Here is a 14,896-nt window from a genome sequence, read left to right as displayed (position 1 = left end):
AGGAGATCCCGATGGGGTCACGTATTTGGAAATCCATCGCGTTTGTGGCTCCGCTTTCCGGCCTGGCACTTCTGATGGGCTTCGGTGAGCAGATCGATGAAGGCGCCTGTTCCGGAACTCTGGCCTTCGAGAAGTCAAGGCAGCTCTTGGAAGAGCGGCCGGAGGTGCTCGATATCGCCCCGGGAAGTTTCCGCTGGGAGGGCGACTGCCGTTTCGCCATGCAGGGTTATGCCGATGTCGCGACGGCGGGCGCGCCAAGCCGCAGGACTTTCGAGCTCCTGGTGGCCCTGGAGCCACGAAGTCATCGCTGGCAGGAGGTCAGTTTTTCCATGGGAGATTGACCGCTCAGTATTGAACGGACGGATGCATCTGGAAAGAGGCAGGATTTTGGGAGAATGGCGGACAGAGAGGGATTCGAACCCTCGATACGCTTTCACGTATACACGCGTTCCAGGCGTGCGCCTTCAACCACTCGGCCACCTGTCCTTAGGATAAAGGGCTGCGTGCAAATCGGGGGCAACACAGCGGTCGGGCGCGATATATACCGATCAATTCCGAAGGATCAACCGGAATCTGAACGATTTTTGACAACAGGACGTAAAACCTTGGGGTCGCGTTGCCAAGCTAGGAGGCGACGGCTATTTCTTTCGATATGGGACCGGTGTTGTCCGGCTCATCGGCGGTCGACAACGAAATGGCTAATAGAAAATGCGAATACTTCGCTTCGTCTTCCATACGGTGAGCGCTCTGGCGCTTCTTGCTGCAATCATCGCCGGCACCCTGGATTCGATTCAATCCGTCTCCGCGTCTTCGGTCGTGCTGACCAGCCTGGGCAATGCCTGGCTCAATCTCGATCCGGAAAGCCTCGCGCTCAGCGAAATCTATGCCGAGACCTATATCAGCGCCGATCTCTGGCGCCCCTTCGTAGCGCCGGTTCTGGCACAGCCCGCTTTTGCAATCTTCCTGACCCTGGCGCTCCTCTTCTGGATGGCTGGCTACGAAAAACCGCGTTTTGCGGGACGGTTTTCCGCCTGAACCCTTCCCGCCGGCATGTTAAGATGCTGGGTAGCCGTTGCGGCCTGAGGAGAGTGGTCGTCTTTCCGGCTGGCATGAAAATATGCGTCGCGCCACAGATTCATGCAGTTATTTCCGACCTTTGTTCAAGTTTTCGGCAGGTTCGCCATTCTTTACCAACTGAAAAAAATCTCGTGAATTTTTCCGAAACCCGTGCAAGAGTGACCGCAGCCAGACCCTGAAAAGAAAAAGGGCAGGTGGCCGCAGAAGTGCCCGGGGGACGGGCTTGCGGGAGGATCAAACAGCTAAAAACAGGGCTGCACGATGAAAAGAACCCTTTTAAGCCTCATTGCCTTGGGCGCCATGTCGGCCACCGCGCTTTCAGCGGAGGTGAAGCCGGCGCTGGTCTATGGTACCGGCGGCAAGTTCGACAAATCCTTCAACGAGGCAGCTTTTGCCGGCGCCGAGCAGTTCAAGAAGGAAACGGGGATCGAATATCGCGACTTCGAGCCCACCAGCGATACCCAGGGCGAACAGGCAATCCGCAACTTCGCCAGCCGCGGCTACAATCCTGTCGTTGCTGTCTCCTTTGCCTGGACTTCGGCCATGGAAAAGGTTGCGGCGGAATTCCCGGACACCAAGTTCGCGATCGTTGACTCGGTCGTCGACCTGAAGAATGTCCGTTCGGTCGTCTATAAGGAAGAAGAAGGCTCCTATCTCGTCGGTCTGCTCGCCGGCATGGCATCCAAGACCGGCAAGGTCGGCTTCATCGGTGGTATGGACATTCCGTTGATCCGCAAGTTCGGCTGCGGTTACGTCCAGGGCGTCAAGGCCGCAAAGGCGGATGCGCAGGTTTTCCAGAACATGACCGGCACCACCGGTGCGGCGTGGAACGATCCTGTCCGTGGCGGTGAGTTGACCAAGAACCAGATCGACCAGGGCGCCGATGTCATCTACGCGGCAGCGGGTGCGACCGGCCTCGGTGTGCTGCAGACTGCGGCCGACAACAAGAAGCTGTCGATCGGCGTCGATTCCAACCAGAATCACCTGCATCCCGGCTCGGTCCTGACCTCCATGGTCAAGCGTGTCGACCTTGCTGTCTATAACACCTTCAAGGACACCAAGGACGACAAGTTTACCGCCGGCGTCCAGGCTCTCGGCGTCAAGGAAGACGGCGTGGCCTATGCGCTCGACGACAACAACAAGTCGTTGATTACCGCTGAAATGAAGGCTGCCGTGGAAAAGGCCAAGGCCGACATCATCGCCGGCACCGTCAAGGTGCACGACTATATGTCGGATAAATCCTGCCCCAAATAAGAGACACGCCTGAAGGGCGCATGGCGGTCCGGATCGCCATGCGCCCTTTTTCATAATGTGGAAAGGCGAACCATTTGAGCCTCGACCTCCCCAAAGAGATTGAGCCTGCAATCGAGCTTGTCGGCATCGACAAGAAGTTCGGTGCGGTGCATGCGAACAAGAACATTAATCTGACCGTGGCCAAGGGATCGATCCATGGCGTCATCGGCGAAAACGGCGCGGGAAAATCGACGCTGATGTCGATCCTCTACGGCTTCTATCATGCCGATCAGGGCGAAATCCGCATTTCAGGCAAGCCGATCGTAATCCGCGACAGCCAGGCGGCGATCGCTGCGGGCATCGGCATGGTGCACCAGCACTTTATGCTGGTTGAAAATTTTACGGTTCTGGAAAACGTCATGCTGGGCGCCGAAGGCGGGCAATTGCTTCGCAAGGGCGTTGCAAGTGCCCGCAAGGAATTGAAGCGCCTGGAGGATGACTACGGCCTCGAGGTCGATCCCGATGCGGTGGTCGAAGAATTGCCTGTGGGCAGCCAGCAACGCGTGGAGATTCTGAAAGCACTCTACCGCGGGGCAGAAATCCTCATCCTGGACGAGCCGACCGGCGTGTTGACGCCGGCGGAGGCCGACCACCTCTTCAAGGTGCTGCGTGTACTGCGCGACCAGGGTAAGACGATCATTCTCATCACCCACAAGCTGCGCGAGATCATGGCGATCACCGACACGGTTTCGGTCATGCGCCGCGGCGAAATGGTGGCAACCCGCAAGACGTCCGAGACGACGGTCGAGGAACTGGCCGAACTGATGGTCGGCCGCCGCGTGTTGCTGCATGTGGAAAAAGGCGACGCGAATCCGGGCCGGGTTCTGCTGTCAGTCAGGAACCTGACGGTCAGGGATGCTCGCGGCGTCACCATGGTGGACGATGTTTCCTTCGATGTCCGCGCCGGCGAAATCGTCGGTATTGCCGGGGTTGCGGGCAACGGCCAATCCGAACTCCTGGAGGCGATCGCCGGCATTCGCAAACCTTACTCTGGCGAGATATTCATCGACGGCAAGCCGGTTGCCGGGATCGATCCGGCGGGCTTGCGTGATCTTGGCCTCGCCCACATTCCCGAGGATCGGCACCATATGGGTCTGGTGCTGAAATTCGAGGAATACGAGAACTCGATCCTGGGCTATCACCGCGACCAGCGTTATGGGCGCGGCGTGATGCTCGATCTCGATGCGATGCGCAAGGATGCGGAAGAAAAGATAGCGAAATATGACATCCGCCCGCCGAACCCACGGTTGAAGACAGCGAACTTTTCCGGCGGAAATCAGCAGAAGATCGTCGTCGCACGCGAAATCGAGCGGGACCCGAATGTGCTGATCATCGGCCAGCCGACCCGTGGTGTCGATATCGGCGCCATCGAATTCATTCACAAGCGGATCATCGACATGCGGGATGCAGGCAAGGCAGTGCTCCTGGTGTCGGTGGAACTCGACGAAATCCGTTCCCTTTCAGACCGCATACTGGTGATGTTTGCCGGCAAGGTCGTCGGGGAGAAGACCGGTGATGCCGGCGAACAGACATTGGGCCTGATGATGGCCGGGATCGCCGCATGAGCACCGCATCCGTTCAGCTTCCCGCCTGGATCAACTACATCGTCGTCCCGATCCTCAATCTCGTCCTTGCCTTCTTTTTTTCCGGCCTCGTGGTCTGGGCTATCGGAGAAAGCCCGCTCGAGGCGCTGCGCCTCTTGTTGATCGGTGCGCTCGGCCGCGGCGAAGGCATAGGCTTTACGCTCTTCTACGCCACGAGCTTCATCTTTACCGGGTTGTCGGTGGCGGTCGCCATCCATGCCGGGCTGTTCAACATCGGGTCGGAAGGACAGGCCTATCTCGGCGGCCTCGGCGCGGCGCTCGTCGCGCTCTCGCTCGATCGCTACGTGCCCTGGTACGTGACCATGCCCTTTGCGGTCATCGGCGCGGCTCTCTTCGGTGCCGCCTGCGCCGCGATACCGGCGTGGCTTCAGGCCAAGCGCGGCAGCCATATCGTCATCACCACGATCATGTTCAATTTCATCACGTCGTCGCTGATGAACTATCTGCTCGTGCGGGTGCTGATCGTGCCGGGCAAGATGGCGCCGGAAACGCGCACCTTCCTGGAAGGCGGCCAGCTCCCGAAGCTCGACTGGCTGATTTCGATGTTCGGCGGCAAGCTGGGCGCAGCCCCGCTCAACTTCTCCTTCCTGATCGCGCTTGTCATGTGTTTCCTGGTCTGGATGCTGATCTGGCGCACCAAGCTCGGTTATGAAATGCGCACGCTCGGCATCAGCCCGACGGCGGCGGGTTATGCCGGCATCCCCTACGCAAAGATCGTCATGATCGCCATGCTGATCTCCGGCGGCCTTGCGGGCATGATGGCGCTCAACCCCGTCATGGGAGCTTCGGCAAGGCTGCAGATCGAGTTCGTCGGCGGCGCAGGCTTCGTCGGTATCGCCGTATCGCTGATGGGCCGCAACCACCCTGTCGGGATCATTCTCGCCGCACTGCTCTTCGGAATTCTCTATCAGGGCGGAGCGGAGCTCTCCTTCGACATGCCGAGCATCACCCGTGACATGATCGTCGTCATCCAGGGCCTGGTGATCCTCTTTGCGGGCGCGCTGGAATACATGCTTCGGCCGGCAATCGTTCGGCTTTACCAGCAGATTTCCGGGAAGTAGCTCATGGATTATTTCGATATTTTCATCGGCATTCTCGGTTCGGCGGTCCGTCTGTCCATCCCCTTGCTGTTCACTGCGCTGGCGGGGCTGTTTTCGGAGCGGGCGGGGATTTTCGATATTGGCCTCGAAGGCAAGATGCTGGTCTCCGCCTTCGCTTCGGCCTGTGCCGCCTACTGGACCGGCAACGCCTGGCTCGGCCTTGCGGCGGGCATCCTGGTCGCGATCGCGTTTTCTTTCATTCATGGTTTTGCCTCGATCACCAATCGCGGCAACCAGATCGTTTCCGGCGTGGCTCTGAATTTCGTGGCCGCCGGCTTGACGATCGTGCTCGGTCAGGCGTGGTTCGGGCAAGGCGGCCGGACGGCGCAGGTGCCGGGTTCGGGCCGGTTCGCGCCGATCATCCTGCCGGGTACCGATGCGATACGCGACGTGCCGATCCTCGGGCCTCTTTATGCGAACGTCATTTCCGGCAACAATATCCTCACTTACATCGCGTTTCTGATGGTGCCGATCTCCTGGTGGGTTTTGTACCGGACACGTTTCGGGCTGCGCCTGCGCGCCGTGGGAGAAAATCCAGGCGCCGTGGATACGGCGGGCATTTCGGTGAGCTGGCTGCGGTATCGTGCGCTGATCGTCACCGGCTTCCTGGCGGGATTCGCGGGAACTTACCTGGCGATCGCCCAATCGGCGGCATTCATCAACAACATGTCGGCCGGCAAGGGATATATCGCGCTTGCGGCGCTGATCTTTGCGAAATGGAAGCCGGTACCGGTCATGCTCGCCTGCCTCCTCTTCGGCTTTCTTGACGCTTTTGCGAACTTCATGCAGGGCAAATCGCTTCCGCTGATCGGGGAGGTGCCTGTGCAAATCTTCCAGGCACTGCCCTATATCCTGACCTGTGTGCTGCTTGCCGGCTTCATAGGCATTGCACGCCCGCCGAAGGCCGGCGGCGTCCCCTACACGAAGGAGCGCTAGGATATGTCTCACGAGCTGTTCGAAGCCGCCCGCGAGGCAATGAAAAAGTCATACGCGCCCTATTCGAAATTTCCCGTGGGCGTGGCGATTCGCGCGGACGACGGGAACGTCTACCTGGGTGCCAATATCGAGAACCTATCCTTCCCGCAGGGTTGGTGCGCGGAGCCGACGGCGATCGGTGCTATGATCATGGGCGGCGCCAGCAAGATCGTAGAACTCGCCGTCATTGCCGAAAAACTGCCGCTCTGCACGCCATGCGGCGGCTGCCGTCAGAAGATCTCGGAATTCGCGTCTGCCGATACGCGCATCTACCTTTGCGACGATGCCGGCGTCCAGAAGACAGTCACCATGGCGGAGCTGCTGCCCTATGCCTTTGAAACGGATGTGATCGGATGAAGGAAGTCATCGACCTCCTTGTCGATCGCCTCGACGGTCTCGTGCCGCGCCACGCAATCGTGCTCGGCTCCGGCCTCGGCTCGCTGGTGGGAGAGGTAACGGACCAGGTTCGTGTGCCCTATGGCGCCCTGGAAGGGTTTCCGGCAAGCGGCGTTACAGGCCACGCGGGCGAGCTGGTCGCCGGCTATCTCGGCGCAGAGCCGGTCATCATGCTGTCGGGTCGTGCGCACTATTACGAGCATGGCGATGCGAAGGCCATGCGCTTTCCGATCGAGGTCATGAAGGGAATCGGCGTTCAATCGCTGATCCTGACGAACTCCGCGGGCTCGCTGCGTGAGGATATGCCGCCGGGATCGGTGATGCAGATCACCGATCATATCAATTATTCCGGCCTGAACCCGCTGATCGGTGAAGAGGGAGACCGTCGTTTCGTCGGCATGACCAGCGCCTATGACGCGTCCCTTTCGCTCGGCATGCGCAACGCCGCAATCCGCTGCGGTATCCCGTTGTTTTCCGGCGTCTATATGTGGTTTTCAGGCCCGAGCTTTGAAACGCCGGCGGAAATTCGCATGGCACGTATCCTGGGCGCCGATGCGGTCGGCATGTCGACTGTGCCGGAGGTCATTCTGGCGCGCTACTTCGGGATGAAGGTAGCAGCCGCGTCGGTCATTACCAATTTCGGCGCGGGCATGACCGGTGCCGAACTCAGCCACGAGGAAACCAAGGACATGGCGCCGGTCGGCGGCCAGCGTCTGGCTACCATTTTAAAAGAAATGTTGGCTTGATACACGATAGATTTCAATTGGATACTTGGCGTGTGACGTTCCGCGCAACCTCGGCGGGTTGCTTCTAATCGTTTGAACGATAATTATACCGGCTCGATCAAGCCCGGGGAGGCACGAAATGGAACTCCTGAGCCCGCGCGAGGCGGCAGCCTTCGCGCTCTCGCTTCTCGATCTGACGAATTTGCGCGACGATTGCGACAATGCCGCGATCGAGAAACTGTGCCTGCGCGCCCAGACGCCCTACGGCCATACGGCGGCAATCTGCATCTGGCCCCGTTTTGTTGCGCATGCGCGAGCCATTCTGGGGCCGGACCATGCGGTCCGGATAGCGACCGTCGTAAACTTCCCGACCGGGGATCTGCCGGTCGCGGCCGTCATCGACGAGACCCGCAAGGCTATCGAGGATGGTGCCGACGAGATCGACATGGTCATCCCCTATCGCAAGCTGCTGGCGGGCGACGAGGCGGCGGTGACTGAAATGGTCGAAGCCGTGCGCGCCGCCTGCCCGCAAGCCTGCCTGAAAGTGATCCTGGAGACGGGTGAATTGAAAGACAGCGCGCTCATCCGCCGCGCGTCCGAACTCGCGATCGCTGCAGGTGCCGATTTCATCAAGACCTCGACGGGCAAGGTCGCGGTCAACGCGACGCTGGAGGCTGCCGACATCATGCTGCAGGCGATCCGTGACTCCCGGAAACGCGTCGGTTTCAAGCCGGCCGGTGGCATCGGCAGCGTAGCGGACGCGGATCTTTATTTCCGCCTTGCCGAAACCATCATGGGTCCGAACTGGATCATGCCCTCGACATTCCGTTTTGGAGCGTCCGGCCTTCTTGATGACATTTTGGGTGTGTTGAGCGGCGGCACCAGCGCCCGCGTGTCGAGCGGCTATTGATAGAATGATCCCACAGGAAATCATTCGTCGTAAACGCGACGGGAAAACACTTGCCGCCGATGAGATTGCTGGCTTCATCGCAGCACTCACCAGGAACGAAATCACAGAAGGGCAGGCCGCCGCTTTCGCCATGGCTGTGTTCTTTCGGGGCATGTCCCGGGATGAGACGGTGGCGTTGACGCTGGCCATGCGCGATTCCGGGACTGTGCTGAAATGGGGCGGCCTTGGCCGGCCCATCGCAGACAAACATTCTACCGGCGGTGTTGGAGACAATGTTTCCTTGATGCTGGCGCCGATCGTTGCCAGTTGCGGCCTGGCCGTGCCGATGATTTCCAGCCGCGGCCTCGGCCATACCGGTGGAACTCTTGACAAGCTGCAGTCGATCCCAGGCTACAATGTCATACCGGACGAAGCGCTGCTCCGGAGGGTCGTCGAGAAAGTCGGTTGTGCCATTATCGGACAGACGACGGCTCTTGCGCCCGCGGACCGCCGCCTCTACGCGATCAGGGACGTGACGGCGACCGTGGAATCGGTGCCGCTGATCACCGCCTCCATTCTGTCCAAGAAGCTTGCGGCCGGTCTCGGGAGCCTGGTGCTCGATGTAAAGGTCGGCAACGGCGCCTTCATGGAAAGCATGGAGGAAGCCGAAGTGTTGGCGCGCTCGCTGGTCGAGGTGGCGAACGGTGCAGGCCTGAAAACGGCCGCGCTGCTGACCGATATGAACCAGCCGCTGGCGGATGCCGCAGGCAACGGGCTGGAAATCGTCAACTGCCTCAAATTCCTGTCCGGCTTGAAGGCCGGTTCGCGACTTGAGGCCGTGGTCATGGCCGAAGCCGCCGAAATGCTGGTGCAGGCCGGTCTCTTTCGAGATTTGCGCCACGCCGAGGAAAATGCGCGTCGGGCGCTTTCCTCCGGCGAGGCGAAAGAGCGTTTCGGACGCATGGTGCACGCGCTTGGCGGACCCGCCGATTTCTGTGATCGGCCCGATGCCTACCTGGAGCGTGCTCCCGCGAGCCTGCACGTTCCGGCGCCGCGCAATGGCTATCTTGCCTCATACGATACACGCGGGCTCGGTCTTGCTGTGGTGGAACTCGGCGGCGGCCGCAAACGCGCAGCGGACTCCATCGATCACCGAGTGGGTATCAACGGATTTCTGGCACTCGGCACGCAGGTCTCGAAGGGTGAGCCCATTGCCACTGTGCATGCGAAGAACCAGGAGGACGCGGAGCGTATCGCAAGGGATGTCGCGGTGTTTTGCACCATCGCGGATGCACCGCCCGCGGCTTCACCTGTTGTCCTTAAACGGATCGGCTGATCACTGGGTGAGCTTCAGGTTTCGGCCTTCGACCTGGAAGGATTTCAGCTTTTTCAGGAAGCTCATGCCGACGAGCGTTCCGGATAGCGCCTTGTCGTGCAGCACGAAGGCATCGACGTCTTTCACGCGGACGCCTCCGATCTCGATGCGGCCGAGCACCACACGCGCCGCATCCGTGCCGCCGTTTGCGGTATTGACGGTGTAGCGGAAGTCGAGGCTGTTTGCGCCGAAACCCAGCTTGCGGGCGGTACTTTCGTTGATTGCAACAAGCGAGGCTCCAGTATCGACCAAACCATCCACGGATTTGCCGTTGATGCGGAACGTCGCGTTGAAATGCCCGCGGCCATCGGCTTCGAGCACCGCACTGCCGGCTGCCGCGGCGATCGATTGTGGTTGTGCCGGTTCAGCTGCCGCCGTCGTGGCCGGCGGTTGGTGGGCCAGTTGGATCATCGACGGGATCTGCGTTGCAAGCAAAGCCGCTATGGCCGCGAAGATGACGGTGCGCAGGAGCATGAATGTCCCTCGATCATGGGAACCCGATAGTCTGCCATTAGCGTAAAAACCATAACAAAAAGACCTGCAAAGGTTTTGCAGGTCCTTCAGTTCGAAATTTGGTAAGGAAATCCTGAAGAATTACTTCGTGCCGTACATGCGGTCGCCGGCGTCCCCCAGGCCTGGAACGATATACCCCTTTTCATTGAGGTGGCTGTCGATCGAGGCCGTGTAGATCTTCACGTCCGGGTGCACCGATTGAAAATTCTTGAGGCCTTCCGGCGCGGCGAGCAGGCAGAGGAAGCGGATGTTGTGGGCGCCGCGTTCCTTGAGCTTGTCCACGGCGGCGATCGAGGAATTGCCGGTTGCAAGCATCGGGTCCACCACGATGACAAGCCGCTCCGCGATATCTTCCGGCGCCTTGAAATAGTATTCCACCGGCTGCAGCGTCTCATGATCGCGGTAAACGCCGATATGCGAGACGCGGGCCGACGGCACGAGGTCCAGCATGCCTTCGAGCAGGCCGTTGCCGGCGCGCAGGATGGAGGCGAAGACGAGCTTCTTGCCCTCGAGGATCGGAGCCTGCATTTCGACGAGCGGGGTCTCGATCGTTTCATATGTAAGTTCGAGGTCGCGGGTCACCTCGTAGCACAGCAGCGTCGAGATCTCGCGCAGCAGCCGCCGGAAGCCGGCCGTGGAGGTTTCCTTCTTGCGCATGATCGTCAGCTTGTGCTGCACCAGCGGGTGATCGATGACAGTGACGCCGTTCATGAGCTTCCCTCGTTGTTGCCTGTCTCTTCTTTTGAGGAAAAAGCCGCGTTCTGCAAGCCGTCAGGCCCGTTTGACGGACTCATCCCCAATCGCCTCACGTCAAGCCGCCCCGGCGTCGAACCGGGAGAGCAGGCGTGACCGCGTCCCTTCATCGACAAAGGCCGCCTCGAGCGCGGTCCGCGTCATGGCGTCGATCTCTGCGTCCGGCATTCCCATTTCCTTCGATGCGATTTCGTATTCGCGGGTAAGCGACGTATGGAAAAAGGGTGGGTCGTCGGAATTGAGGCAAACCCGCACGCCGGCGGCCTTGAGCGGTTTCAAAGGATGGCTCTCAAAGTCGGAAAAGACCTTGAGCGCAATATTCGAGCCGGGGCAGACTTCCAGGACGGTGCCGAGTTCGGCAAGGCGCTCCACCAGGGCGGGGTCCTCGATCGCCCGAACACCGTGTCCGATGCGCGACGGTTTCACCAGGTCGAGCGCGTCTGAGACGCTGAAAGGCCCGCACACCTCGCCCGCATGGATAGTGAGGCCGAGCCCGGCGTCGCGGGCGATATCGAAGGCGCGGGCGTAGTCGGCGACCCGGCCCATGCGCTCTTCACCTGCCATGTTGAAGCCGGTCACCAGTGGGTTCTTCGCCTTCGCGGCATATCGCGCGGCCGAAATCACCCGGTCCGGACCAAAATGCCGTTCGCCGGTGACGATGATGCGCGCCTCGATGCCTGTCTTTTCGCGCGCCGCATGGATGCCGTCGCAGATGCCCGAAAGGTAGGCGTCGGCTCCAAGGCCGATGCGGTCCCCGTGATCGGGCGATACGATGATCTCGCTGTAGATCGTGTTCGCTGCCGCGAGCTCGAGGAGATAGGATTCCGTCAGCAGCGCATAGTCCGCAGCCGTCCTGAAGAGCGCCGCCACCGCGTCGTAACAGACGAGGAATTCGGAGAAATCGGACCACTTATAGGCGCCGTCTCGCAGGATGTGGCTGGTATCGGCGCCGTATTTCCGGGCCTGGGCTTCAGCAAGCGCAGGCGGCGCGGCGCCCTCGATATGGCAGTGGATCTCGGCTTTTAAAAGATGCGCAGTCACAGGAAGCTCCGTCCATGCTGACCCGGTGGAATGGCCAGGTGCTCGGCAATGGTCTCCGCGATATCGGCATAGGTCGACCGCAATCCGATCGAGCGCGACCGGATTCCCGGTCCGAATGCCATGATCGGCACCCTCTCGCGTGTATGGTCGGTGCCGCGCCATGTGGGATCGCAGCCGTGATCGGCGGTAAGGATGACGAGATCGCCCGGTTTCAGCCGCCGATGAATATCCGGCAATGCGAGATCGAAGGCTTCGAGCGCGGCTGCATATCCTGGCACGTCGCGGCGATGTCCGTAGAGCATGTCGAAATCCACGAAATTGGTGAAAACCAGATCGCCGACCGCGGCCTCGTCCATTGCAGCAAGCGTTGCCTCCATCAGGGCGGCGTTGCCGTTGGCCTTGATGACCCGGGAAACGCCTTGGTGAGCGAAGATGTCGCCGATCTTGCCGATCGCATGCACCGAGCGCCCGCCTCGGATCAGCCGGTCGAGGAGCGTCGGTTCCGGCGGAGGAACGGAGAAGTCGCGCCGGTTGCCAGTGCGTTCGAACGTTCCTGCCGTTTCGCCGATGAAGGGTCGGGCAATCACCCGACCGATATTCAACGGATCGAGCAATTCGCGGATGGTCTGGCACAGCGAGATGAGCCGATCGAGACCGAAATGATGTTCATGGGCGGCGATCTGGAACACCGAGTCGCTGGATGTGTAGCAGATCGGCTTGCCGGTCCGGATATGCTCTTCCCCAAGCCGTGCGATGATCTCCGTACCCGATGCATGGCAATTGCCAAGGATGCCCGGGATCTCGCCCTCCCGACAGATCGCTTCCACCAGCTCGGGAGAGAAGGCGTCGCCCTCGTTGGGGAAATAGCCCCAGTCAAACATTACCGGCGTGCCGGCGATTTCCCAATGTCCGGAAGGGGTGTCTTTTCCGCGGGAAATTTCGTCCGCCGCTCCGAACAGGCCGAAAATCCGCTCCGGCATCGGCATTCCGGCCGGATAGTCGCCTTCGGCAAGCCTGGCGATTTCGAGAAGGCCGAGCGCCGACATGTTCGGCAGATGCAGCGGACCTTGCCGGAGGCCCGCGCGGTCGCCGGCCCCGGCGGCGCAGAACTCCGCGATATGGCCGAGCGTGTTGGAGCCAAGGTCGCCATAGGCATCGGCATCCCGCGCGCCGCCAACGCCAAAGGAGTCAAGAACGAACAGAAAGGCACGAGCCATCGGTCACCAGGGATGTCAAACGCAGTTTACCCGGCCTTCGGCCGCGTTGAATCGCGATTCATACAGCCGTGCCTGCCGCTTGGCAAAGGGGATGATGGATGAGGGGCCTCAGCAATCCGAGCAGGAGATGCTGGTTCCGATCCTCTGACGGTAGAAGTAATCCCGGGCGATGGTGATTGTCTTGAGTTCGGACGGCAGGAGGCCCGACATGAACATCAGAAGGTCGTGGGAAACGGAGACCTCCGAATGTATGAGAAAAGAGTTGGGTATGCGCATCTCGGTAGGAACATCGACGGTTGCACCGACGGCATAGGGGCGGGCATCGGTGTCGTCCCAGGACCAGGCCACCTTGGGATTGCCGGCGGCATCCAGCGTCACTCCGGTGACTCGGATGCTCAACGCATTGGGCGTGTATGGCGCAAAAAGGCTGTCGGTAACGTCCTCCATCGTCGTGAGGAGCGCCTTGTTGACGCTTGTCTCGCGCGTCACGAGGTCCGCGATCGTGCCGGCGCTCCGGGTCACCCGTTTGGACACGCTAAGACCCAGGGTGATCTCGAAGGACGTGATGTAGAGACTGAGCAGAAGCGGGGCAATCAGCGCGAATTCAACGGCGCCTGCACCGCCACGGTCGGTGGCCAGCCGCCTGAGCCGAGCCAGGAAGCTGCCGGAATGCCTTTGCAGATGCTGACCTGGCGCTTCCATCACGGATAGTCCTCGTTTCGGAATGTGGCCGTCTCCACGATCAGGAAGTAGTTCGGACGGCCGCCGGAGGGCCGAATGTTGGTGATGTAAGGCCGAAGCAGATCGGTAATGACATCCCAGCGGTAATAGGCGCGCACCATGTTGATCGTCTTCTGGGCGCCCGGGCTATAGTTGTTCACCGAAGCCGTATCCAGATCCTGCGACGTATTGAGCGGCACGTTTCCCGGTATATCGGCGAAGCTCGGAAAGCTGCGGACATCCAGCCACAGCTTGTCGGGCGTTGCTATCTCTTCCTCGCTGCACTTGATCATGATCGAGACTTCGTCGCAGAAGGTTCGCCGGAATGCGGTTCGATCGGTGTTGGCCGCGGTGATGCTGCCGGTCCTGAGCTTGCGCGCCACCGTATCGACCGCATTGGCGACGAGCTGTTCGCCGGTATAGGCAACAAAGGTTTCCAGGATTGCAAAGACGATCATGAAATAGGGAAGTGCCAGCAGCGCGAACTCGATGGCGGCCGCCCCGTCTTGCGACCTGAATATCCGGCCGAGCACAGCCCCGCGTCCCGCCGGCGCGACCTTTTCGGTCTCGTCTTGATTCTCGCCCATCGTTTTCTGCCCACAGCCCGGTTTCGAGCCTCGGAATCGTACGGGTTGTTTATTGAGATTCCGTTGCCGCAAAGGGCGTGAGTTTACCGGTTTGTCCCTGATCAGGGCGCGCCGTCGGTTTTGAACTCGGCATGCTGTTCGCAGTTGGGCGTACAGGAGAGGATCTTGCGTTCGGTCTGCCGGAAGACGCGGACGGTATTTCCCTCGTCGATGGAAACAAGGACGCGTTCATCGGCGATCGCGTTTCCTTCCGCATCCAGAAGCACGAGATTGGTCGTCCCGAAGCTGCGGCCCGTGACCACGATGGTGGTGGAATCCGCGACGGTGGCATCGGCCACATTTGAGTTGCCGACGATGACCTTGCTCACCGGCCGGTCCAGCCGCAATACGCGCGCATGGTTCATGAAGACGCGCAGAAGATCGCCTTCCTCCTGAGCCAGCACATTTCCGGGTGCCGCCGCAAAGACGAGGCCGCAGACGGCGGCGAGTCGGACCATGACGCGACGGTAGAGCATTATAGGCAGCCTTTGGATGCGGTTGTAGCGCTCAAGAATGGATGCGATTGGTGAATGAACGGTTAAATGGCACAGCGGCTGGCCTTTTTATCCGATGTTAACCTCGTTTTGTCCGC

At 60.4% G+C, this 14,896-nt stretch carries 17 protein-coding genes and 1 tRNA gene; 10 read left to right on the top strand and 8 right to left on the bottom strand.

Features of this window, described 5'->3' with window-relative positions; genetic code table 11:
- Positions 1-11: 11 nt before the first annotated feature.
- Positions 12-341 (top strand): hypothetical protein, encoded by a 330-nt coding sequence (locus C5L12_RS20545; protein WP_105373922.1) that lies wholly within the window; start codon positions 12-14, stop codon positions 339-341.
- A 55-nt stretch (positions 342-396) separates the two neighbouring features.
- Here C5L12_RS20545 and C5L12_RS20540 read toward each other — a convergent pair.
- Positions 397-486, bottom strand: a tRNA-Ser gene (locus C5L12_RS20540).
- Between the two features lie 222 nt (positions 487-708).
- Between C5L12_RS20540 and C5L12_RS20535 the strand changes: the two genes are divergently transcribed.
- The 9 genes from C5L12_RS20535 (at position 709) to deoA (ending at position 9,395) form a co-directional block, all read left to right on the top strand.
- Positions 709-1,035, top strand: coding sequence for a hypothetical protein (locus C5L12_RS20535; protein ID WP_105373921.1), 327 nt, complete (start codon positions 709-711; stop codon positions 1,033-1,035).
- A 303-nt stretch (positions 1,036-1,338) separates the two neighbouring features.
- Positions 1,339-2,331, top strand: a complete 993-nt coding sequence (locus C5L12_RS20530; protein ID WP_105373920.1) for a BMP family lipoprotein — start codon at positions 1,339-1,341, stop codon at positions 2,329-2,331.
- 98 nt (positions 2,332-2,429) lie between these two features.
- Positions 2,430-3,935, top strand: a complete 1,506-nt coding sequence (locus tag C5L12_RS20525) for an ABC transporter ATP-binding protein (protein ID WP_105373963.1) — start codon at positions 2,430-2,432, stop codon at positions 3,933-3,935.
- Positions 3,932-5,035: an ABC transporter permease gene (locus tag C5L12_RS20520; RefSeq protein ID WP_105373919.1), complete on the top strand. Its 1,104-nt coding sequence runs from the start codon at positions 3,932-3,934 to the stop codon at positions 5,033-5,035. The genes C5L12_RS20525 and C5L12_RS20520 overlap by 4 nt, the downstream gene beginning before the upstream one ends.
- Before the next feature lie 3 nt (positions 5,036-5,038).
- Positions 5,039-6,010 (top strand): ABC transporter permease, encoded by a 972-nt coding sequence (locus C5L12_RS20515; RefSeq protein ID WP_105373918.1) that lies wholly within the window; start codon positions 5,039-5,041, stop codon positions 6,008-6,010.
- Positions 6,011-6,013: 3 nt separating this feature from the next.
- Entirely contained in the window at positions 6,014-6,406 is a 393-nt protein-coding gene (locus C5L12_RS20510; protein WP_105373917.1) for a cytidine deaminase, read from the top strand.
- Positions 6,403-7,191 carry a purine-nucleoside phosphorylase gene (locus tag C5L12_RS20505; protein WP_105373916.1) on the top strand — a complete coding sequence of 263 codons (789 nt, stop codon included), beginning with the start codon at positions 6,403-6,405 and terminating at the stop codon, positions 7,189-7,191. Before C5L12_RS20510 ends, C5L12_RS20505 begins: the two co-directional genes overlap by 4 nt.
- A 118-nt stretch (positions 7,192-7,309) precedes the next feature.
- Complete coding sequence (gene deoC / locus C5L12_RS20500; RefSeq protein ID WP_105373915.1) at positions 7,310-8,080, top strand: deoxyribose-phosphate aldolase; 771 nt, start codon at positions 7,310-7,312, stop codon at positions 8,078-8,080.
- A 4-nt stretch (positions 8,081-8,084) separates the two neighbouring features.
- A complete protein-coding gene (gene deoA / locus C5L12_RS20495; protein ID WP_105373914.1) occupies positions 8,085-9,395 on the top strand; it encodes a thymidine phosphorylase in 1,311 nt (436 codons plus the stop codon).
- On the opposite strand, the gene C5L12_RS20490 is transcribed toward deoA, so the two are convergent.
- The 7 genes from C5L12_RS20490 to C5L12_RS20460 form a co-directional block, all read right to left on the bottom strand.
- On the bottom strand, positions 9,396-9,908 hold the full coding sequence (locus C5L12_RS20490; protein ID WP_105373913.1) for a TIGR02281 family clan AA aspartic protease: 513 nt from the start codon (positions 9,906-9,908) through the stop codon (positions 9,396-9,398).
- Positions 9,909-10,028: 120 nt separating this feature from the next.
- Entirely contained in the window at positions 10,029-10,658 is a 630-nt protein-coding gene (gene upp, locus C5L12_RS20485; RefSeq protein WP_105373912.1) for a uracil phosphoribosyltransferase, read from the bottom strand.
- Between the two features lie 99 nt (positions 10,659-10,757).
- Complete coding sequence (locus C5L12_RS20480) at positions 10,758-11,741, bottom strand: adenosine deaminase (RefSeq protein ID WP_105373911.1); 984 nt, start codon at positions 11,739-11,741, stop codon at positions 10,758-10,760.
- On the bottom strand, positions 11,738-12,958 hold the full coding sequence (locus C5L12_RS20475; RefSeq protein WP_105373910.1) for a phosphopentomutase: 1,221 nt from the start codon (positions 12,956-12,958) through the stop codon (positions 11,738-11,740). Before C5L12_RS20475 ends, C5L12_RS20480 begins: the two co-directional genes overlap by 4 nt.
- A 108-nt stretch (positions 12,959-13,066) precedes the next feature.
- Positions 13,067-13,660 carry a TadE/TadG family type IV pilus assembly protein gene (locus tag C5L12_RS20470; protein ID WP_105373909.1) on the bottom strand — a complete coding sequence of 198 codons (594 nt, stop codon included), beginning with the start codon at positions 13,658-13,660 and terminating at the stop codon, positions 13,067-13,069.
- Positions 13,660-14,265: a TadE/TadG family type IV pilus assembly protein gene (locus tag C5L12_RS20465; RefSeq protein WP_105373908.1), complete on the bottom strand. Its 606-nt coding sequence runs from the start codon at positions 14,263-14,265 to the stop codon at positions 13,660-13,662. Before C5L12_RS20465 ends, C5L12_RS20470 begins: the two co-directional genes overlap by 1 nt.
- A 101-nt stretch (positions 14,266-14,366) precedes the next feature.
- Positions 14,367-14,780, bottom strand: coding sequence for a pilus assembly protein N-terminal domain-containing protein (locus tag C5L12_RS20460; protein ID WP_425350814.1), 414 nt, complete (start codon positions 14,778-14,780; stop codon positions 14,367-14,369).
- Positions 14,781-14,896 lie beyond the last annotated feature (116 nt).

Origin of the sequence: Neorhizobium huautlense, from assembly GCF_002968575.1 — a bacterium.
GTDB lineage: Bacteria > Pseudomonadota > Alphaproteobacteria > Rhizobiales > Rhizobiaceae > Neorhizobium > Neorhizobium huautlense.
Note: the sequence above shows the minus strand (reverse complement) of the source record. Positions and strands in the feature narration are given on the sequence as shown.